Raw genomic sequence first — 19,214 nt, 5'->3', positions numbered from 1 at the left:
CCGCCGTTCTTTCTCTGAGCGCACGCGGAGCGCGTGAAGTCGATACCGTTTGGATTGACGTCTGATTCTCGGCGTGCAATTCATAGAGCCACCTCGCGTGCATCGTGATCGGTATCCGCAGGAAGTTCCCGTTGGAGCGCAGTGGTCACCAAGGAAAGGGAACTCATGTCGGATTCTCTCGACAGCTCGAACCAGGCCGACGCGCCAGGATCGTTGAAGCGACGCACGATCGTGGCCGGCGCTGCCTGGTCCATCCCCGTGATCGCCGTCGCGGCCGCAGCCCCGATGGCAGCGGCGTCCCCACCGTGCCCGCAGTTTGAGTCGGCGGCGAGCTGGACGGCGAGCACAACCGGTCAGTTGCGAGTGCACCCCGATCCGACCTACAACAACCGCGTCGGCGGGACATACCTCGCGCTGCCCGAGAACAACGCGAACTCGTTCCTGTCCGTGCAGGACAGGAACGTTGCCGGTGGCACCACGACCGTGCAGTGGTCGACGGTGTTCGTCCCGGTCAGCGGGACGAGCTACACCTTCACGTTCGTCACGAGCACGAACACCACGTTGACCGACTCGCAGACACTGAACATGCGCATCAACACCACAACCCAGTGGGCGGGCATCACGAAGTCGACCGCCGGCGGCCCAGCGAACAACCTCAGTGGCGTGCAAACCCACTCATTCACCTGGACGGCCCCCAGCAATGCCGCTGTGACGTTCGCGATCGTCTTCCTCGTCCCGGGGGTGACCAACAACGCCGGCCGCACCAACGACGACATTCGGATCGGACTGCCCCGCATTTCCGCGGCCGGCTGCCGCTCGTAGGCTGGCAACGGGCATCTCGGGAACCGAGAAAGGGGGCCAAGACTGCAGCAGTCTTGGCCCCCTCTCTGGTCTCACAGGTCCGGGATCTGCTCGAGCGCTCTGGCTGTTGACGCCAGGAGTTACGGCGTGGGGTAGTTCACGACGTTCGTGTTGTTGATGTCGGCCGGGTCCCTGATGAGCTCGACGGGCTGGCTGTTGACCGTCACGTATCGACGCGTCTGTCCAGTCTGGCCGCTGTAGTAAGGGCCATCGGAACGGAAGAAGAAGTCGACCGGGATGTTGGTCGTCGCTCCTGTCGCGGTCACGGTGCCGGTGTAGCTCGAGCGATAGACGCGGTAGGTGACGCCACCGACGACGGTCGTCGTGCCCGTGTTGGCGAGTGTCGACCACGCGGTGTTCGAGCCAGGGATAGGCGCGAAGGTCGGGGCTGGCCACCCGGTGGAGATGAGCACCTCGTAGTAGATGTTCGAGAGCACGTCTCCGGGCTGTGTTCCTGCCACGCGCAGATACTGCCCCGGGCTCTTCGCGTCGTACTGGAGCGCGCCGTCGGTCGACGACCCCTGCGTCGCTGGATACCAACCCAAGCCGAATCTGGACTGGATCTCGAACGTTCGCGGCGGCGATGCCGCGAATGCTGGAGCTGCGGTGGTCATCGCGATCACCGGCACCGTCCAGGCCGCCGTCTGCAAGACCCGACGACGCGTTGTGTCCCCGGCCGCGCCGTGGTTCTCAGAGGTGTTCTTTGTCAATGTGTGCTCTTTCTCTGTCGCTGAAACGAGGTCGCGAATAGACCACGGCGGTCCACTTGAACGAGACCGTGAGGGATTATTGGCAAACTGCCATCGGTCGGAGATCCCAGGTCATTACTGCATTGCATCTCGGCACGAACGCAAGTGCGCTACCACCAAGCGCGAGGTCTGCTTTTGATGAAACCGCAACCCCTTCTGAAAGCTATCTGAAGCTCCTTCCGGGTCCAAACTCAGAGAAGAATCAGCACTCAGTTTGAGAAACAGTGGCAGTAATAGCGAGAGTCGACCCGAGAGCGGCCGACTTTCCGGTCGGTCTTTCTCAGCTAGTGGGAATGTGAGCGTCAGCGCTCAGATCCGAGCGATGCCAAATTCGTCTGCTGAGATGTCCGACTGAGCTTCGCTCTCGCTGTCCGAGAGCCCATCGAGGGCGCGACGCATGGCACGCACCGAGCCGAAACCGGCAGCCGCAGCGATGCACTTCAGATCTTGGGTGTCGACGTCACCGAACTCCCCCGGTGCTTCCAACAGGTCTCGCGCGAGCCGAGCTCGAACCCGTCGAAGCTGAGAGGCCGGCGTCAGGTTTGTGTCTTCGTACGCCCGATACAGACTCGCCGTGGAGACTCCGAGGTCGCGTGCGAGCCTGCCAGCGTCGAAGGTGACGTCACTTGCGGAGGCTTCGATCCGCTGCGACGCCCGCCGAAGCAACGATGGCGTGACTCGGATGCCATCTCTCCCCTCTCCCGAGGTTCCGACCCCGCGCGCTCGCCTAGGTCGTGCCGGCGCGTCATCGGCGAGCACACCAGCGAAGAGCTGGTCCAGCCCGGTCCTGACGCGGTTGAATCCTGCGCCTTCGACGGTGGTCACGGAGTTCAGTGCTGCGTGTGCTGCGCTGGTGAAGATATCCTGGTACGCGTTGCAGGCGCCGAAGAGGCCCGAATGCGGTTCGGCGACGCGCCCCTCTAAGTCTCGCAAGCGCGCCCAGCTGGAGACGAAGAACAAACGTGCGACCGGCTCGTGGGACGTGATCGTGAGCGGCTCCCCGAAGGATTCCACGTGCATCTGGCCGGGGCGCAGATCGACTCGTTCCGATTCGGACGTCAGGATCTGGGTGCCCTCGATGCCGTACATCGAGTGGAACAGGCCCGGCGGGGTCTCGTCGTCGACGACGCACGAGAGGTAAGCCGGCGTGTGCCAGATGCGGCCGATCGCGAAGCTGTCGGTTCGGATCAGGTCAGCGACAATTTGGAAGCGCGAGTTGATGGGCTCAGCCACCCAGCCGAGTGCGGCAACCCACTCGATCGCGGCGTCGTCATCAAGGACGACTTCACGCGTGACAGCACCCGCTGCCGCTCCATGAGCGCTCGCTTCATGCACATTCCACCTCCAGTGAGAAGTTCCGGCAAGCGTATGCGCGTGCAAAGACATGCATCCGGCCCGGATGCGAGCGCTGACACGTCTTCCGACGCGCAAGCGTTCATTTTGCGTCACGTACACGTCGGCACTGTCGCGAAATGGCTGATCCCGGGGTACCCGACCAGTTCTTCTCAAATTTCGACCAGTTTTTCTCAGCGGGTCGATACACACGACACCAGTTGCAACTAGACCCTTGACGAACTGACAGCTAATCCGGTCACGTCTGCGGATGGGCGCGCTCCGGAAGCCCGCGCACGCTCCTCACCCGCGACGGTGGCTCAGCGTGGCGCGTCCGTCTCCGAAGCCGGGGAACGTTCCGCCGTCGCGGGGTCGAACTCGAGCCCGTGACTGGCGGCCAGGACGTTGGTGCGCTGCTGTGCTGCGATCGCGGTCGTGGAGGCCCCGGCCCGGATCCCCCAGGTCTGCTCGGGGTTATTCGGAGCTATTGCAACCTGCCACAGGGCTTCCAGACCGTTCATCTCGCCTCGGTCATCCCGCGGGAGCTCGTCGAGGATCCAGCCGCGGTCCTTGTCCACGTGCTGGTGCGCACGCCGTTCGGACCGCGACAGGTCCTCGAAGCCGACGTCGCGGTGGATCGCGGCGGTCGTCACCGCCATGTTCCTCACGGACGTCGCCTGCGGGTTGAACACCTGGATGCGGGTTGCCTCGAGCTCGTTCAAGTCGACTGGGGAGCGGCCGCTGGCAGTCTGTGGTCCTGGAAGCCAACTGGCCTCCCGTGGTGCCGTTGCCGCGGGCGGCTTCACGTCCTGAACTTGCTGCAGTCGTCATAGCGAGCCAATCCTTTTGTATGCGTGAAACTTCGGTCGGCGGGTTCAGCGGGTTCGGGCGGCGCAGTTGTCGGGGCGTCAGCGGTGCGCTCGCCACGCCTTCCGATGCGCGGGCATCCGCGCCAGCACCTAGTTGTGCCAGAGCTTCGGGAACGGCACCTGCAGTTCCGTCTTCTCCTTCATCTCGCACACGGGCGCCCGATTGCAGACCATGCATCCGCCGAGCCCGAAGCGCCGGTTGGTGGCGAGGACGTAGACGCATATGGCGGCGAACCAGGTCGCGAAGATCAGAGCCGGCACGAGCACGGCGGCCGCGACACCGATCCAGAACGATGCCTAGTCCAGACTGGCGATCAGCTCAGGCATCGAAGAGAAAGACGCTGGTCGGGTCGGAACTCGGGTCCCACAGCGGCAGCTTCCCGGACGTCCCGGTCGATGCCGGCAGTCCCTTGGAAGGGTACTGCGGGTCGATGCCAAAGGTGGCGGCGTCGCGGGCGAGCTTCGACATCTGAAGCAGGTTCGCATCGTTCGTCTTCGCGTTCGGGTAGTAGATGCCCTGCTCGGCGAACTCCGCGAGCTCGTACACGTCGTCGCTCTCCTGCCGGTCGCGTAGCCGTAGACGACCTCGCCGTCGCGGTCGAAGATCCGGTTGATGTATCTGTTCTCGTGCTCTTCCTCAAACGCGTCCGCGGCGCGAGTGTGGACCTCGACGTGGTCGACCTTGTCGAGCCGGTAGTCCTCGGCGTAGGCGGCGAGGTCCTGTCGGCACAGGTCGATGGTGGCGTGGGCTGCGGCGCGGGCTCGGTCCATCGCCTCGAAGTGGATGTCCTTCGCTTCGTCGACGGAGAGGTCCACCTTCGAGATGCTCAGCTGGTACTCGCGGTTGAAGTCGGCCGACATGGCCTGGTGCTCCATCGCGGAGGGCGCGATTTCCGCGTGCTCCCGCAACGTGGCGCGTTCGGCCTCGAGGGTGGTGAGCTTGTTCTGCTCCGCCTTCGTGAGCTTGCGATGTTTCTCGGCCGCGGTGTCCTTGATCTGCTCGATGTCCTCGTCGAGTTACTCCACCAGGTCAACGTGGTCCGTGTCGGAGATCGCGAAATCCTGGACTCGCACGACGTCCGGGTCTTCCACGGGCCCGTCGAAGCGACCGATGCGATCGGTGAACGTCACATCCGCGCGAACGGCGGTCGGGAACAGGGCGAGGAGCGCATGAGCTCGCGGACCGCGCTATCCAGGTCTCAGTCCGCGCGGTCGATGTGGGCTTCGATCACCTGGCGCATGTCCACGCGGTCGCCTTCCCTGAGCGAATCGATGGGAACAACGGTGCCCGCGTCGGCGACTCTGTTGCCGCGGGCGGACTCGCGGCAAGCGTCAGAAGTGTGGGTCAAGGGCAAGTCTCCTCGTGGGTCACGGGGACTGTGCGCGGCGGTCGGTCCCACCGGTTGCCAAGAAGGGAGATTCGCGCGCTGAACGCGTGACCTTGCAGGGGTGGAGCGGCGGCTACCAGGTCGGGTTGGTGCCGGAGTGCGCGAGTGTCGTGGACGACTGGGGCGAAGTCAGCGTGACGGAGAACGGGACGGCCTGGGAGGTTGAGACGCCGGGGGCGGCAGTGGCGACCCAACTCATGTCTGACGATGACGCAGCGTTCGCAATCGTCTCCGTGAGCCGCAATCTGAAGGTGATCGTTTCGCCGCTCACGGCCCGGCCAACCTCGACGAGTCCGTTGCTGAGATTGGTGAGGGGTAGGTCCGCTATGTACGCGGATGGGTAGGAAATCACGAGGTCGGTGGTGAGGATCGTGACGGCGTGGGGCTGGTAGATGTTCTCGAACTTGGTCTCGAACCGGTAGCCAAGGGCGACGCTGCCGTTCCGTGCCGGGCTCCACGCGGAGCCCTGGATGAACATCTGCGGCGTCGTGTTGAAGCGTGTCGTCGCTTGCCCTGCTGACGCCGCAGCTTGGGGTGTCGCGACGGTGAGAGCAACGACGGGTGCCGCCCAGGCACCGCGTTTCAGCAGCGCTCGGCGGCTGGGTGTGCCAGTGTCTCCTGCAGGATTGTGGACATGGCCTGGTGGTGTCATCGGGACCCTCTGGTGAACGCGGGCGCACTGCTCGCGCCCTGCGACCCAGCTCGGTGAAGCCCCTGGGATACAGAAGCAGCGTTCACCGTAGGCATAGCTGGATCCCGTGCCACGCCGTTGGCCCTGTTCAGACGCAAGAAGGCAGAAGATTGTCGCAAACTGTCGCGCGGACTGAGCATTCACTACATGAAGATGGGTGATGCCAGCGGGACTCTGCAGTGACCGGTGCGGCCACGGCCGGAGGGGCTTCAGGTCAGTCACCGGCACACCCGCCGAATGAAGACCGCCTGGTGTCACGACGGCCAGTGCCGGCACACACGTCCCGGGCGTGAAGGAGGACCATGTCACCTCTAGTCCGCCGAGCACGAGTGCGGCTACGCCTCGCCGGAGTACTCAATGAGGCGCTTGCAGTCCTGCTCCTGCTGCTCGCTGAACTTCGACCAGTCGATCATCGCTCACGTGCCCCGGAGCCGTCATCGAAGCGGGACACGGCATCCAGGACGTCCGCGATGCCAGTGTGCATGTTCGCCAGCTCGCGCGAGTAGACGGTGCCTCGTTCCTCGTCACGTTCGCGCTTCGGAGTCGACGACGATCCACCTGTCGTCGCCGGCGCGGAATAGGTGCACTATGACCAGCAACCAGGCGCCGGTGGGCACGTCCTGCCACGCGCTCACGCGGGCGCTACCCGGCGGGAGTCGCGGCGACGATGCCGGGGACTAGCCCGAGGAACTCGATTCGGTCGCCGCGAGTGTCGAACGTGTATGTCTGCCCGGTCTCGATCGAACGGTAGAGGTCAGCGCGGGTCCCAACGTCGATGAGGATCGGGTCGGCGACTCGGAAGCTGCCGCAGTCCACGGTGTCGATGCGCAGATGCTTGATCTGTTCTGCGCCGTCTTCGGCTCCCTTAGCGGTGACGGTGCACGTGACGGCGTCGCTGACGGGCAGCTGCTGGCGGGCGTTGACGGTGAGCGCGGCCATCGCGAGGAGCGTGACGGTGATCGCTGCGGCCGAGGTGATGGCGGTGGTTCGTTTCATGAGCGGGCCTCAACGTAGGGATGGCTTGGACCGGTGCGGACGAGCGACACGATCGCTGGGATGGAATGACGGGAGATAGAGGGATTTGGGCGCAAAACGGTCCTTCATGCCTCGGGCCCCGTCGCTGTGACGCTGGGCCGCCCGGGGAACCGGAGCACAAGGATTCCCGCGGTCAGGGATGCGGCACCGACGAGAACGCCGGAGATGATTCGGGTTGCCTGAGCCGAGTCGGCTTTCCAAGCGATGTCTGCGTTGCAGGACAGCTTCTTCCTTAGTTCGAGGGGTGCGCCGGGGCAGGAGAGGGTCCCGCCGAGCTCGTCGCCCGCGGCGTCGTGGATGCGCCCGTTGCCGATGGGCTTCGTCCCCGTGTTCGTCGCCGTGATGGTGAACATGACGGTGTCGCTGGTGGGCGGGTTGAGGGCGGAATCGGCCGCGAAGGCGAGCAGGAGAGCCCCGAGCGAGATGAAGACCGCATCGAACGTGCGCCGCAACAGGAGGATGCCGCCGGAGTGCGCGGCGAAAGCGACGGGACTGGATGGGTTCATGCCCATCTACGCAGGGCCGAAGCGACGAGACTGCTCAGCGCTACTTGATGACGAAGTCCTTGCAACCGAGGTTGGTCATGTTGGTGTCGGACTCGATCGCGACGGCGCACATGGAGTGCTTACCGGGAGCGAAGACAGCCGCTGTCCAGAAGGCGTGCTTACCGGGGACGCCTTTGAGGTAGGGCGAGTCCCGGTTGGCTGTGATGGCGTGGCGCCATTTCCCGTCGACGAGGATCGCTACGGGGATCGAGCGGGCCGGGTTGCCCGGCGTGTACGTCCACCCGGCGAACTGGTGCATTCGGTTCGACGCGGGTGCATCCATCACCTGCCCGATGGGCGCAGCAGCCTTCTGGACGGTGACCGTCTGGCACGCCGGGAAATAGTCGTTTCCGGCACCGAAGTTGACGCCCACGGAGCAGATGAAGTGCTTGCCCGGGTTCAGGTTGAACGTCATCGAGTAGGAGTGGCGACCGGGGATGCCGTACGCGAACAGGTTGGTCGATGCGCCGGAGGCCATCGTCGCGTTCCACGCGCCGTTGACGGTGATCCCGACCGGTATCGACTGGAACAGGTCCGAGTAGTCGAAGGCGTGGCCGGAGACGGTCACCTGTCCCCCATTGACGCTGACGTTCATAGTCGACTGCGCGTTGAAGCGGGAGTACGCCTGGCTGTAAGTCTCGTCGTCACGGACGAACCTGGCGAAGTAACGGGCCGCGACATTTTGACCAGTGCTGTTCATGTGCGTGAGGTCGGTGGCCGACATCCAGAACGAGCGAGGATTGACGCCTCGAGCGATGGCATCGAGGTCAGCCTGGGTGCGTGTGATTCCAGCGTCGTAGAGGGCCCCGTTCGAAAGGTAGTCGGCGAGAGGAATGACGCGCTCTCCGTAGTTCTGCTTGATCCAAGCGTTGAGGCTCTTCCGGTTGGCGGTCACAGGGTGCTCGTTACCGCCCCAGGCCGGCGGCAGCTCGACGACGTAGAACGGCGCGTTGGAAGTCGCCTGGTGCAGCTCAATCATGCGGGCGGTGTCGTCCTTGACGCGGGCCATGTCGTCGAGGTTGTTCGAACCGAGCCAGAAGATCGATGTCGCGCCCGGGCGGGGCTTGTCGAGCGACACGATGGGGGCGTTCTGGGCGACAGTCTTGGCCGCGCCGGCCGCGTCCCGGGTGAAGACCCAGAGCTGACGTGGGTCGGTCAGGTCGGGGCGCTGGGTGAGCTTGCCGTCAATGCCGCCGATCTGCGCGTCCATGACGAGGCGGCCGAGCTTTGCGTCCGGGTAGGGCTTACCTACGGGAGAGGCGAGCTGCACCGATCCGGATGCGGGGATCGTGACGCTACGGCTCAGGTACAGCTGGTGCACGCCGCCCGCGGTCGCGATGCCGGCTGAGGTCATGCCTCCTTCGGCGTTGTTGATGATGTTCCAGCCGGGGACGGCGTTCTGGAAAGGTCCGCTGCAGATCCAGTTCAGGCTGGACGATCCGTAGCACTGGGCGCTCTCTGGGCTCGCTGCGCGCAGCTGCTCCGGCACTGAGGGGTCACCTTCTTGGGCGCTGTCCGGCGGGAGCGATTCAACCGGATCGGGAGTCGTCTTTGGAGGATCGTTCAGCGTCATGGTGGGTGATGCCAGGGGCTTCGGCGTCGCGGATGGCGTGGGCACATCGGGAGGCGTCTGGACAGGGCTCGACGTTGTTGGCGTCGCGGTTGCCGTGGTCACGTCCAGTGGAGTCGGAACGGGGTTCGCGGTCGTTGTCCCGGTGGTGGTTACTGCAGCTTGCCGTGCCGTCGCGTTCGTCGGCGCCGTATGTGATGAACAACCGTTCCCGGTCGGAGTCGCCGCTGCGCGGGGCGTCGGCGCACCTGTGCTCGCTGGCGTGCAAGTTACTACCTTGGGTATCGTTGCCGAGTCCAGCGTGGCAGCGACAGCGGGTGTCAACGTCGTGCCGATGACGGCTGCGCTCAGCACCAGGGCAGAGAGCAAGCGTGTGGCGGGGATTCGCATCAGTTTCCGTTCGTTTCGTCACCGGCGCCGCGTCGGCATGGTGCGCCTGACCTGCATCGGCGGAACGGGGCGCCCACCGGGTCACCGGATTCTCACCGCGGCTGGTCGAGACGACCGTCCGGAGTTCGACTGCGCGAGCCTAGCTACGAGCTTGGAACCCGACGAGGCGGAGACGCTCTTTGGCGCGATACAGACGGAAAAGGGTCGCTATGCGCTATCAGTCGCGCGAAGTGGCCTGGACCTTGGCGCGCATTCCCCGGCAACGGCATGCCGGTGGCCCGGCGTCGGTTTGCGCACGAACGGAGCCTGGCAAACTCGCACCCGAGCCGCCATGGGCCTGCGGGTGCAAGTGCCTACCGCGGTCTCGGCTACTTGATCACGAAGTCCTTGCTGTCAAGGTTGGTCACGTTCGACGTGAACGTTCTCGGTGATGTCTTCCGCGGCCCCGCACATGCCGGCGAGCGACTCCCCACCCGTCCGCGCACCCGGATTCGATTTCGGCGGCGGGACACACGCAGCACCACCGCAAGGCGCACCGCGTCACCCGGCCGCCTCGCCGCTGGTCGGTCGAGAGCCTGGGAGCGACAACCTCGGCGCCAACGCGCTCTGACCAGGAATACAGAGTGGTGGGCCCTGCCGGGATCGAACCGACGACATCCACGGTGTAAACGTGGCGCTCTACCAGCTGAGCTAAAGGCCCTCGGCGAGCAAGTGTAGCGCGGCGGCGTGGTCCGCTCGAACACGCGCCTCCCCCGGGCGAGCGGACGCGACGAGACGGTAGCTGCCATCCGCTCGCAACAGGAAGGTGCGGCGCGTGGCTGCGCCAGAACCCTCGTCGAATGCGCCGTAGGCGCGCGCGGCCCGCCCGTGCGGCCAGAAGTCGCTGCATCCGGTGAGCACTCCGTCAGCGCCGAGGTCGTGCAGCCAGGCTCTCAGCGTCGCCGCACTGTCGGTAGCGACGACGAAGACCTCGAAGCCTGGAGCGAGGGCGCTGGATCTCCCCGTATTCCGAGCCGAGTCGACCAGCTCGACGAGCTCTCGAACCTCATCGGCGCACACGGGTGTGAACGCCCCTGGCACGAACACGAGCAGCCGAGCCGACGCTGCCGGGCCCGCGACGACGCGCATCCCGCCGCGATGATCGACCAGGGAGATGGATTCGAGTGGGGGCGCGAATTCGCTCACGATCAGGTCCTCTCCACTCACGATGTTCGGTTGTGCGCGCTTCGACAAGGATTCCCCTCAACCTGCGTGTGCATCGCACAAACCATAGATAGGCTAGCGGGTGGACTGCGCGTCATAACCTGGCGTGCGCCATTGACGTGACGAACCCGGAACGAAATGAGGTCGACGGTGGCTGTTAACAACCAGGATCCGTACTCAGAGCATTACGTTGACAGCGACCCCGAGGAGACCGCCGAATGGCGAGAATCGCTCGATGCGGTCGTAGACGCGCAGGGACATCAGCGCGGACGAGACATCATGCTCAGCCTTCTTGAGCGGTCTCGGGAGCGCCACCTCGGCGTTCCCATGGTTCCAACCACCGACTACGTGAACTCGATTGCGCCCGAGGATGAGCCAGAGTTCCCCGGTGACGAGTCGCTGGAGCGCACGTACCGTTCGTGGATCCGCTGGAACGCGGCCATGACGGTGCAGCGCGCGCAGCGCGAAGGGGTCGCAGTCGGCGGCCACATCTCCTCCTACGCGTCGCAGGCGACGCTCTACGAAGTGGGTCTGAACCACTTCTTCAAGGGCTACGACCACGCGGACGGACCCGACCAGGTCTTCTTCCAGGGGCACGCCTCCCCCGGCAACTACTCGCGTGCCTTCCTGCAGGGGCAGATCTCGTCGGAGCAGCTCGACGGCTTCCGCCAGGAGCAGTCCGCTGCTCCGTTCGGCATGCCGTCGTACCCGCACCCGCGCCTCATGAAGGACTTCTGGCAGTTCCCGACCGTCTCGATGGGTATCGGGCCGCTCAACGCGATCTGGCAGGCGCAGTTCAACAAGTACCTCACCAACCGCGGCATCAAGGATGCCTCCGGTTCGCACGTGTGGGCGTACCTGGGCGACGGCGAGATGGATGAGGTCGAGTCGCGTGGTCAGCTGCAGGTCGCAGCCAACCAGAACCTCGACAACCTGACCTTCGTCGTCAACTGCAACCTGCAGCGCCTCGACGGCCCCGTCCGCGGAAACGGCAAGATCATCCAGGAGCTCGAGAGCTTCTTCCGCGGCGCCGGCTGGCACGTCATCAAGGTCGTCTGGGGTCGCGAGTGGGACTCGCTGCTCGAGCGCGACGACAAGGGCGCGCTCCGCACGCTCATGAACGAGACGCCGGACGGCGACTTCCAGACGTACAAGACGGAGTCGGGTGGATTCGTCCGCGATAACTTCTTCGGACGCGACCCAGAGGCGCTCAAGCTCGTCGAGAACTACAGCGATGACGAGATCTGGGGCCTCAAGCGAGGCGGCCACGACTACCGCAAGGTCTACGCGGCCTACAAGGCAGCGACTGAGCACAAGGGCCAGCCGACCGTCATCCTCGCCCACACGATCAAGGGCTACGGCCTCGGACCGCACTTCGAGGGCCGCAACGCGACGCACCAGATGAAGAAGCTCACGCTTCCCGACCTGAAGGCGTTCCGCGACCAGCTGCACATCCCCATCTCGGACGCAGCGCTCGAAGCCGACGTCTACCAGCCGCCGTACTACCACCCCGGCGCGGACAACGAGGCCATCCAGTACATGCAGGAGCGTCGCCGCGAGCTCGGCGGCTTCGTGCCGGAGCGTCGCTCGAAGTTCACGCAGATCGCGGTCCCGGAAGACAAGACGTACGCGTCCGTCAAGAAGGGATCCGGAACGCAGGAGATCGCCTCGACGATGGCGTTCGTCCGCCTCCTCAAGGACCTCATGCGCGTCAAGGACTTCGGCGCACGCATCGTCCCGATCATCCCGGACGAGGCCCGCACCTTCGGTGTCGACGCGTTCTTCCCGACCGCGAAGATCTACAACCCCAACGGCCAGCACTACATGTCGGTCGACCGTGAGCTGCTCCTCGCCTACCGCGAGAGCGAACAGGGTCAGATCAACCATGTCGGCATCAACGAGGCCGGCGCCATGGGCGCATTCACGGCAGCCGGTTCGTCGTACTCGACGCACGGCGAAGCCATGATCCCGATCTACATGTACTACTCGATGTTCGGGTTCCAGCGCACGGCGGACGCCATGTGGGCGGCAGCCGACCAGCTCTCGCGGGGCTTCCTCATCGGAGCCACCGCCGGACGCACCACACTCGCCGGCGAAGGCCTGCAGCACATGGACGGCCACTCGCCGATCATCGCCGCAACCAACCCGGCAGTCATCACCTACGACCCTGCTTACGCCTACGAGCTCGCACACATCATGCAGGCAGGCATCGAGCGGATGTACGGCCCGGACTCCCAGTCGGAGAACCCGAAGCAGGACCCGAACGTCATGTACTACCTCACGGTGTACAACGAGCCGATGGCGCAGCCAGCTGAGCCGGAGAACGTCGACGTCGAGGGCATCCTCAAGGGCATCTACTACCTCAAGGGAACCGAGGCCTCCGGGCCGCGCGTGCAGCTGCTCGCGTCTGGCGTGGGTGTGCCGTGGGTTCTCGAGGCGCAGGAGATTCTCGAGAAGGACTGGGGCGTTGCCGCCGAGGTCTGGTCGGTCACGTCCTGGAACGAGCTCCGTCGCGACGGCCTCCGTACCGAGGAGTACAACTGGACGCACCCGAACGAGGAGCCGAAGGTTCCCTTCGTCACGGACAAGCTCCAGGCGTCAGAGGGCCCGGTCATCGCGGTGAGCGACTTCTCGCACGCCGTGCAGGACCAGATCCGTCCGTTCGTGAAGAACGACTTCACGACGCTCGGCGCCGATGACTTCGGCATCTCCGACACTCGTCCGGCAGCTCGTCGCTACTACCTCATCGACAGCCACTCCGTCGTCGTCCGCGCCCTCGAGCGCCTCGCGACGCAGGGCAAGCTCGACCGCTCGGTCGTGCAGGAGGCCATCGACAAGTACGACCTGCACAACCCGAAGGCCGGCACGAGCGGCAGCGCGGGCGGAGACGCCTAACGGCCCTCCTCCCCTGCTCGCCACCTCACAGTTCGGAATCATGCCCGCTCCACGCACAAAGGACCAGACACTCAACTGGCTTCGGTCGATCTCGGGAGAGCTCTCGACCGCGACAGTGAAGCGCTTGGAAGACACCCTTCCCTGGTTCGGGGACATGCCCCCTGGGCGACGAAGCGCCGTCGGCCTCGTCGCCCAGTCGGGCATCTCCTCCTTCATCGCCTGGTTCGAGGACCCGACCGCCACCCCCTGGGTGGCGGCGGACGTCTTCGACTCCGCTCCGCGCGAGCTCCTCCGCTCGGTGAGCCTGCAGCAGACGCTGCAGCTCATCCGAGTGGTCGTGGAGGTCGTCGAGGAACGGACGAAGTCCACGGACGGCGACGTGCGTGAAGCGGTGCTGAAGTACTCGCGTGACATCGCCTTCGCGGCTGCGGACGTCTACGCCCGCGCCGCGGAGGCTCGCGGGTTGTGGGATGCGCGCCTCGAGGCGCTGGTCGTCGACTCGATCCTCACGGGCGAGCACGATGATGAGCTCCCGAGCCGCATCGCGGCACTCGGCTGGCACGGCCACGGCGAGGTGAGCGTCCTCGTCGGGACCACCCCGAGGATCCTCGAGGTCGACCAGATCCGTCGAACCGCCAGACACAACAAGGTCGACCTGCTCGTCGGCGTCCAAGGCGGGCGCCTCGTGCTCGTCATCGGGCGCGCGCACCCCAACGGGGAGGGTGACGAGACCGAGCAGGTTCCGTTCATGGAGATCGCCGAGCGCCTCGAACCGAGCTTCGGTGACGGACGTCTGGTGCTCGGCCCACCCGTGCCGAGCGTCGTCGAGGCCTCCAGAAGCGCGCGCGCCGCACTCGCCGGCTTCGCGGTCGCCGGCGCCTGGCGCAAGGCGCAGCGGCCCATGCTCGCCGACGAACTGCTGCCGGAGCGAGCACTCGCAGGCGACCCGCTCGCGAGACAGACGCTCGTCGCCCGCGTGTTCAGGCCGCTCGCCGACCACCAGAGCGACCTCCTCACGACGCTCTGGTGCTACCTCGACAACGGCCGCTCACTCGAAGCGACCGCACGCGAGCTCTTCGTGCACCCCAACACCGTTCGCTACCGCCTCAAGCGGGTCAGCGAAGTCATCGGCTGGGACGCGACCGGACCACGCGAGGCCCTCATCCTGCAGTGCGCGCTCATCCTCGGCAACATCGCCGAACCCAAGCAGCCTGAACCGCGACGCCAAGCCGGCACGACCGGAGCAGCCAACGTTCCGCGACGCGGTCGGCGCACCTCCCACTAGAGATCCTCTAATGAATTCTCGACTTCTTGGGACTGTTGCTACAGGGCTGAGGGCTCAGGTGCTGTCATGATGGAATCCATGATTGTCGTCACCTGCCCAGGCCAGGGTTCTCAGACTCCAGGCTTCCTGCTCCCCTGGATCGAAGACGCGAGGAACCGAGACACGCTCGAGCAGCTGTCCGCCTCCTCCGGCATCGACCTCGTCAAGCACGGCACCGAGTCAGACGCCGACACGATCCGTGACACGGCGATCGCCCAGCCCCTCATCGTCGCCGCCGGCATCCTCGCGTGGAACTCGCTCATGGAACTCCCCGGAGCGGCGTCCGCCGTCCGCGGTGTCGCCGGACACTCGGTCGGCGAGATCACAGCCGCCTACGCTGCCGGCATCTTCGACGCCGATACCGCGATGCGCTTCGTCGCCCGCCGCTCCCAGCTCATGGCACAGGATGCGGCCGCGACGCCGACCAGCATGAGCGCAGTGCTTGGCGGAGACGAAGAAGCCGTTCTCGCGCGCCTCGCAGAGCTCGACCTCACCCCGGCCAACTTCAACGGCGGCGGCCAGATCGTCGCCGCAGGCGCACCGGAGGCCCTCGACGCTCTCCGCAGCGAACCAGCCGCTGGGACGCGCGTCATCCCGCTCAAAGTCGCCGGTGCGTTCCACACGCGGTACATGGAACAGGCTCGTTCCGAGCTCGGCGCGGACGCCGAGCTCTTCGAGGTTCGCGATCCAGTGCGCACCATCTGGTCCAACGAGACCGGCGAGACCGTGACGGACGGCGTCGAGTTTCGCGCAGCCCTCATCCGCCAGCTCGCGCAGCCCGTGCGCTGGGACGCCTGCATGCGCTCCTTCGCGGCCGCCGGCGTCACCTCGCTCATCGAGCTCGCGCCCGCCGGCACCCTCAGCGGGCTCGCCAAGCGCGCCCTCAGGGGAACGCCGACGCTCGCGCTCTCCACTCCCGCAGACCTCGACGTCGCGCGCGAGCGCATCGCCGCCGACGCCTGACCCGCCAAGAGCATCCTCGAGAGGACTCGCATGACCACAGCAACACCCACCCTCGTGCAGTCGACGGGCGCGCAGTTCACGCGCATCCTCGCAATGGGCGCCGCCCGCGGTGAGCGCGTCGTGCCGAACTCGGAGATCATCGAGCCGATCAACTCGTCAGACGAGTGGATCCGCCAGCGCACCGGCGTCGTCACTCGAGTCCGCGCTAACGAGGACACGAGCGCACTCGACCTCGCCGTCGACGCCTCCCGCGAGGCCATCGAGCGTTCCGGCATCGACCCGAGCAGGATCGGTGCCGTGATCGTCGCGACGATCAGCAACGGGATGCAGACGCCCTCGCTCGCCGCCCGCCTCGCCGACCTCGTCGGCACGACGCCCGCGGCAGCCTACGACCTCAACGCCGCATGTGCCGGCTACTGCTACGCCGTCGCCCAGGCCGACGCGCTCGTGCGCACCGGCGTCGCCGAGCACGTCCTCGTGGTCGGCACGGAGAAGCTCTCCGACCTCATCGACCCCACCGACCGCACCATCTCGTTCCTCCTCGGTGACGGCGCCGGAGCGGCGATCATCGGGCCGAGCGACACTCCTGGCATCTCCAAGTCGATCCTCGGATCCGACGGCTCGCGCTGGGAGGCAGTCTCCATGAACGCGAGCCTGCAGGAGTACCGCCAAGGCGGCTCCGAATGGCCCACGCTGCGCCAGGACGGGCCGAGCGTCTTCCGCTGGGCGGTCTGGGACATGGCGAAGGTCGCGCGACGCGCACTCGAAGAGGCGGGCGTCACCCCCGACCAGCTCGCCGCGTTCATCCCTCACCAGGCCAACATGCGCATCGTCGACGAGTTCGCGAAGCAGCTCGCCCTGCCAGACCACGTCGTCATCGCCCGTGACATCGCGACGACCGGCAACACCTCGGCCGCCTCGGTGCCGCTCGCAACGCACCGGCTGCTCGAAGAGAACCCCGAGCTCTCGGGCGGCCTCGCACTGCAGATCGGCTTCGGCGCCGGCCTCGTGTACGGCGCCCAGGTCGTCGTGCTCCCCTAACGCGGCCAAGAACTCCCCGCACGCCTCCACCACGCACCGCCGCCGACCAATACACTTGGCTCGGTCATTGACAATCAAGGAGAAACACCATGGCACTTACCAACGACGAAGTTCTCGCGGGACTCGCTGAGCTCGTGAACGACGAGACCGGGATCGCGGCTGACACGGTCACCGTTGAGAAGTCTTTCACCGACGACCTCGACATCGACTCGATCTCCATGATGACGATCGTCGTCAACGCCGAAGAGAAGTTCGACGTCAAGATCCCGGACGACGAGGTCGCAAACCTCAAGACCGTGGGCGACGCCGTCAACTTCATCGTCGCAGCGTCCTAAGGACGGTCCTCCACTTCGAGTGGGCGGCATCCGCCGCCCACTCTTGGTGACTGTTTCACCTTCGCCCCAGTTCATTCAGGAGCAATTGTCATGACCAAGAAAATCGTCGTCACCGGAATCGGGGCGACTTCCCCGCTCGGCGGAGACGCCCGCAGCACCTGGGAAGCACTCCTCGCCGGTGAGTCCGGAGCCCGGACGCTCGAGGCCGAATGGGTCGCGAAGTACGAGATCCCCATCGAATTCGCCGCGACCGCCAAGGTCCCGGCAAGCGAGGTGCTCCCCCGCCACGAGGCGAAGCGCCTCGACCCCTCGAGCCAGTTCGCGCTTATCGCTGGCCGTGAAGCCTTCGCCGACGCCGGGCTCACGGTTGGCGACATCCCCGCCGAGCGACTCCTCGTCGACTGGGCCACCGGCATCGGCGGCGTATGGACCCTGCTCGACGCCTGGGACACGCTCCGCGAGAAGGGGCCGCGCCGCGTCATGCCGCTGACGGTTCCCATGCTCATGCCGAACGGCCCCGGAGCCGCGATCGGCATGGACATCCAGGCCCGCGCCGGCGTCCGCACCGTCGTCTCCGCGTGCGCTTCGAGCACTGAAGCAATCGCCGACGCCTACGAGCACCTCCAGCAGGGCCTCGCGGACGTCGTGGTCGCCGGCGGATCGGAAGCGGCCATCCACCCCCTGCCCGTCGCATCCTTCGCGGCCATGCAGGCGCTCTCCAAGCGCAACGACGACCCGTCGCACGCGTCACGCCCCTACGACGTGAGCCGCGACGGCTTCGTGCTCGGCGAAGGCGCCGCGGCGCTCGTGCTTGAGACGGAGGAGCACGCGCTCGCCCGTGGCGCACGCATCTACGCCGAGCTCATCGGCGGCGGAGTGACCGCAGACGCGCACCACATCACCGCGCCGGACCCAGAAGGTACGGGGGCTGCCCGCGCCATCAGGGCTGCACTCGAGCAAGCCGGGGTCTCAGTCGAGGACGTCACCCACATCAACGCCCACGCGACCTCGACACCCGTCGGGGACATCGCCGAGTTCACGGCCCTCAAGTCCGTCTTCGGGGACCACCTCGCGTCGATCCCCGTCTCGGCGACGAAGGCATCCACTGGCCACCTCCTCGGTGGGGCCGGCGCCATCGAGGCGATGTTCACGGTGCTCGCCCTCTCAGAGGGCACGCTGCCCCCGACGATCAACCTCAACGAGCAGGACCCGGCCATCCACCTCGACGTGGTGACCGAACCGCGCCCGTTCGAGGCGTCCGGCAAGGTCGCGATCTCGACGTCGTTCGGCTTCGGCGGGCACAACGCCGTCGTCGCGTTCCGCGGCATCTAGGCAAGACCTGCACGCGGTTCGCCGCGCGCAGACAGAACTGTGGCCCCTCAGGTGGAAACCTGAGGGGCCACAGTCCTTGGAGTATCGAGAACAGCTGCAGACTCACCTCACGGTGGGCCTACGGCGTGGCTGACCTAGCCGACGCGGTGGTGCATCCAAACGACGGGACTCTCGTCTCCGGCGATGCGGAAAGGCTCCAACTCGTCGTCCCAAGCCTGCCCAAGCGCGAGGCGCAGCTCACGGTGGAGCTCAGAGGCGTTGCCGCCCGCGATCTCCATCGCGTACCGGACGCGTTCTTCCGGAACCACGACGCCGCCAGAGGCATCCGTCTGGGCATAGTAGATACCAAGCTCAGGCGTGTGCATCCAACGACCGCCATCGACGCCAGGACGCGCGTCCTCGGTGACTTCGAAGCGAAGGTGAGCCCACCCGCGCAGATGCGACGCAATCGCCGCCCCCGCCCCGGGCTCGCCTTCCCAGGTGAACTCCGCACGCAACTGCCCCGGAATGACCGGCTGGTCGATCCAAGGAAGGTTGACGGCGTACCCGAGGGCGCGACCGACACCCCATTCGACGTGCTGGCAAAGCGCCTTAGGAGAGGAGTGCACGTAGAGCACCCCTCCTGCGTTTGGTGCAACCATGAGTTCTCCTCCATTCGTTTGGTGATTCGTCTTCCCCAACGATCACGTGA

General features: G+C 65.9%; 19 protein-coding genes and 1 tRNA gene. 8 read left to right on the top strand and 12 right to left on the bottom strand.

The window, feature by feature from the left end:
• Positions 1-165: 165 nt before the first annotated feature.
• On the top strand, positions 166-822 hold the full coding sequence (locus tag ACQFZP_RS03805; RefSeq protein ID WP_211890389.1) for a hypothetical protein: 657 nt from the start codon (positions 166-168) through the stop codon (positions 820-822).
• Positions 823-941: 119 nt separating this feature from the next.
• Here the strand turns inward: ACQFZP_RS03805 and ACQFZP_RS03800 are convergent, their stop codons facing one another.
• The 5 genes from ACQFZP_RS03800 to ACQFZP_RS03780 all read right to left on the bottom strand — a co-directional run bounded on the left by ACQFZP_RS03800 (position 942) and on the right by ACQFZP_RS03780 (position 4,358).
• Positions 942-1,571, bottom strand: coding sequence for a hypothetical protein (locus ACQFZP_RS03800; protein WP_211890388.1), 630 nt, complete (start codon positions 1,569-1,571; stop codon positions 942-944).
• Between the two features lie 348 nt (positions 1,572-1,919).
• On the bottom strand, positions 1,920-3,155 hold the full coding sequence (locus ACQFZP_RS03795; RefSeq protein ID WP_211890387.1) for a helix-turn-helix domain-containing protein: 1,236 nt from the start codon (positions 3,153-3,155) through the stop codon (positions 1,920-1,922).
• A gap of 107 nt (positions 3,156-3,262) precedes the next feature.
• Positions 3,263-3,664, bottom strand: coding sequence for a hypothetical protein (locus tag ACQFZP_RS03790; RefSeq protein WP_211890386.1), 402 nt, complete (start codon positions 3,662-3,664; stop codon positions 3,263-3,265).
• 237 nt (positions 3,665-3,901) lie between these two features.
• A complete protein-coding gene (locus ACQFZP_RS03785) occupies positions 3,902-4,078 on the bottom strand; it encodes a hypothetical protein (protein WP_211890385.1) in 177 nt (58 codons plus the stop codon).
• Positions 4,079-4,130: 52 nt separating this feature from the next.
• Positions 4,131-4,358 (bottom strand): hypothetical protein, encoded by a 228-nt coding sequence (locus ACQFZP_RS03780; RefSeq protein ID WP_211890384.1) that lies wholly within the window; start codon positions 4,356-4,358, stop codon positions 4,131-4,133.
• Positions 4,359-4,438: 80 nt separating this feature from the next.
• Between ACQFZP_RS03780 and ACQFZP_RS03775 the strand changes: the two genes are divergently transcribed.
• Positions 4,439-5,242, top strand: a complete 804-nt coding sequence (locus ACQFZP_RS03775; protein WP_211890383.1) for a hypothetical protein — start codon at positions 4,439-4,441, stop codon at positions 5,240-5,242.
• A 30-nt stretch (positions 5,243-5,272) separates the two neighbouring features.
• Here ACQFZP_RS03775 and ACQFZP_RS03770 read toward each other — a convergent pair whose 3' ends face one another.
• The 6 genes from ACQFZP_RS03770 to ACQFZP_RS03745 form a co-directional block, all read right to left on the bottom strand.
• A complete protein-coding gene (locus ACQFZP_RS03770) occupies positions 5,273-5,851 on the bottom strand; it encodes a hypothetical protein (RefSeq protein WP_211890382.1) in 579 nt (192 codons plus the stop codon).
• Positions 5,852-6,532: 681 nt separating this feature from the next.
• The gene (locus ACQFZP_RS03765; protein WP_211890381.1) at positions 6,533-6,886 is read right to left on the bottom strand and encodes a hypothetical protein; all 354 of its coding nucleotides are present in this window, start codon (positions 6,884-6,886) and stop codon (positions 6,533-6,535) included.
• Positions 6,887-6,990: 104 nt separating this feature from the next.
• Entirely contained in the window at positions 6,991-7,431 is a 441-nt protein-coding gene (locus tag ACQFZP_RS03760; protein ID WP_211890380.1) for a hypothetical protein, read from the bottom strand.
• Positions 7,432-7,471: 40 nt separating this feature from the next.
• Positions 7,472-8,824, bottom strand: a complete 1,353-nt coding sequence (locus tag ACQFZP_RS03755) for a hypothetical protein (RefSeq protein WP_211890379.1) — start codon at positions 8,822-8,824, stop codon at positions 7,472-7,474.
• A 1,230-nt stretch (positions 8,825-10,054) separates the two neighbouring features.
• A tRNA-Val gene (locus ACQFZP_RS03750) sits at positions 10,055-10,130 on the bottom strand.
• Positions 10,121-10,615 carry a redoxin domain-containing protein gene (locus ACQFZP_RS03745; RefSeq protein ID WP_146080793.1) on the bottom strand — a complete coding sequence of 165 codons (495 nt, stop codon included), beginning with the start codon at positions 10,613-10,615 and terminating at the stop codon, positions 10,121-10,123. Before ACQFZP_RS03745 ends, ACQFZP_RS03750 begins: the two co-directional genes overlap by 10 nt.
• Positions 10,616-10,783: 168 nt before the next feature.
• On the opposite strand from ACQFZP_RS03745, the gene aceE reads away from it, so the two are divergent.
• The 6 genes from aceE to fabF all read left to right on the top strand — a co-directional run bounded on the left by aceE (position 10,784) and on the right by fabF (position 18,523).
• On the top strand, positions 10,784-13,528 hold the full coding sequence (aceE, locus tag ACQFZP_RS03740) for a pyruvate dehydrogenase (acetyl-transferring), homodimeric type (RefSeq protein WP_211890378.1): 2,745 nt from the start codon (positions 10,784-10,786) through the stop codon (positions 13,526-13,528).
• A 40-nt stretch (positions 13,529-13,568) separates the two neighbouring features.
• Positions 13,569-14,813: a PucR family transcriptional regulator gene (locus tag ACQFZP_RS03735; protein ID WP_211890377.1), complete on the top strand. Its 1,245-nt coding sequence runs from the start codon at positions 13,569-13,571 to the stop codon at positions 14,811-14,813.
• Positions 14,814-14,891: 78 nt separating this feature from the next.
• Positions 14,892-15,815, top strand: a complete 924-nt coding sequence (locus tag ACQFZP_RS03730; protein WP_211890756.1) for an ACP S-malonyltransferase — start codon at positions 14,892-14,894, stop codon at positions 15,813-15,815.
• Between the two features lie 30 nt (positions 15,816-15,845).
• Positions 15,846-16,856 carry a beta-ketoacyl-ACP synthase III gene (locus ACQFZP_RS03725; RefSeq protein ID WP_211890376.1) on the top strand — a complete coding sequence of 337 codons (1,011 nt, stop codon included), beginning with the start codon at positions 15,846-15,848 and terminating at the stop codon, positions 16,854-16,856.
• 89 nt (positions 16,857-16,945) lie between these two features.
• On the top strand, positions 16,946-17,191 hold the full coding sequence (locus ACQFZP_RS03720; protein WP_068479114.1) for an acyl carrier protein: 246 nt from the start codon (positions 16,946-16,948) through the stop codon (positions 17,189-17,191).
• Positions 17,192-17,281: 90 nt separating this feature from the next.
• Positions 17,282-18,523, top strand: a complete 1,242-nt coding sequence (gene fabF, locus ACQFZP_RS03715) for a beta-ketoacyl-ACP synthase II (protein WP_211890375.1) — start codon at positions 17,282-17,284, stop codon at positions 18,521-18,523.
• Positions 18,524-18,657: 134 nt separating this feature from the next.
• Here fabF and ACQFZP_RS03710 read toward each other — a convergent pair whose 3' ends face one another.
• The gene (locus ACQFZP_RS03710; protein WP_104253399.1) at positions 18,658-19,164 is read right to left on the bottom strand and encodes a DUF3145 domain-containing protein; all 507 of its coding nucleotides are present in this window, start codon (positions 19,162-19,164) and stop codon (positions 18,658-18,660) included.
• Between the last annotated feature and the right edge of the window lie 50 nt (positions 19,165-19,214).

The sequence above is a fragment of the Pseudoclavibacter sp. Marseille-Q434 genome, assembly GCF_050315415.1.
Classification (GTDB): Bacteria; Actinomycetota; Actinomycetes; order Actinomycetales; family Microbacteriaceae; genus Pseudoclavibacter.
This window is presented reverse-complemented; position numbering and strand designations above follow the sequence as displayed.

What these genes read in the sequence shown, in the direction of transcription:
- ACQFZP_RS03805 (WP_211890389.1), top strand. Translation starts at nt 166, where the DNA reads ATGTCGGATTCTCTCGACAGCTCGAACCAGGCCGACGCGCCAGGATCG.
- ACQFZP_RS03770 (WP_211890382.1), bottom strand. Translation starts at nt 5,851, where the DNA reads ATGACACCACCAGGCCATGTCCACAATCCTGCAGGAGACACTGGCACA.
- ACQFZP_RS03765 (WP_211890381.1), bottom strand. Translation starts at nt 6,886, where the DNA reads ATGAAACGAACCACCGCCATCACCTCGGCCGCAGCGATCACCGTCACG.
- ACQFZP_RS03760 (WP_211890380.1), bottom strand. Translation starts at nt 7,431, where the DNA reads ATGAACCCATCCAGTCCCGTCGCTTTCGCCGCGCACTCCGGCGGCATC.
- ACQFZP_RS03755 (WP_211890379.1), bottom strand. Translation starts at nt 8,824, where the DNA reads ATGACCTCAGCCGGCATCGCGACCGCGGGCGGCGTGCACCAGCTGTAC.
- ACQFZP_RS03735 (WP_211890377.1), top strand. Translation starts at nt 13,569, where the DNA reads ATGCCCGCTCCACGCACAAAGGACCAGACACTCAACTGGCTTCGGTCG.
- ACQFZP_RS03730 (WP_211890756.1), top strand. Translation starts at nt 14,892, where the DNA reads ATGATTGTCGTCACCTGCCCAGGCCAGGGTTCTCAGACTCCAGGCTTC.
- ACQFZP_RS03725 (WP_211890376.1), top strand. Translation starts at nt 15,846, where the DNA reads ATGACCACAGCAACACCCACCCTCGTGCAGTCGACGGGCGCGCAGTTC.
- ACQFZP_RS03720 (WP_068479114.1), top strand. Translation starts at nt 16,946, where the DNA reads ATGGCACTTACCAACGACGAAGTTCTCGCGGGACTCGCTGAGCTCGTG.
- fabF (WP_211890375.1), top strand. Translation starts at nt 17,282, where the DNA reads ATGACCAAGAAAATCGTCGTCACCGGAATCGGGGCGACTTCCCCGCTC.
- ACQFZP_RS03710 (WP_104253399.1), bottom strand. Translation starts at nt 19,164, where the DNA reads ATGGTTGCACCAAACGCAGGAGGGGTGCTCTACGTGCACTCCTCTCCT.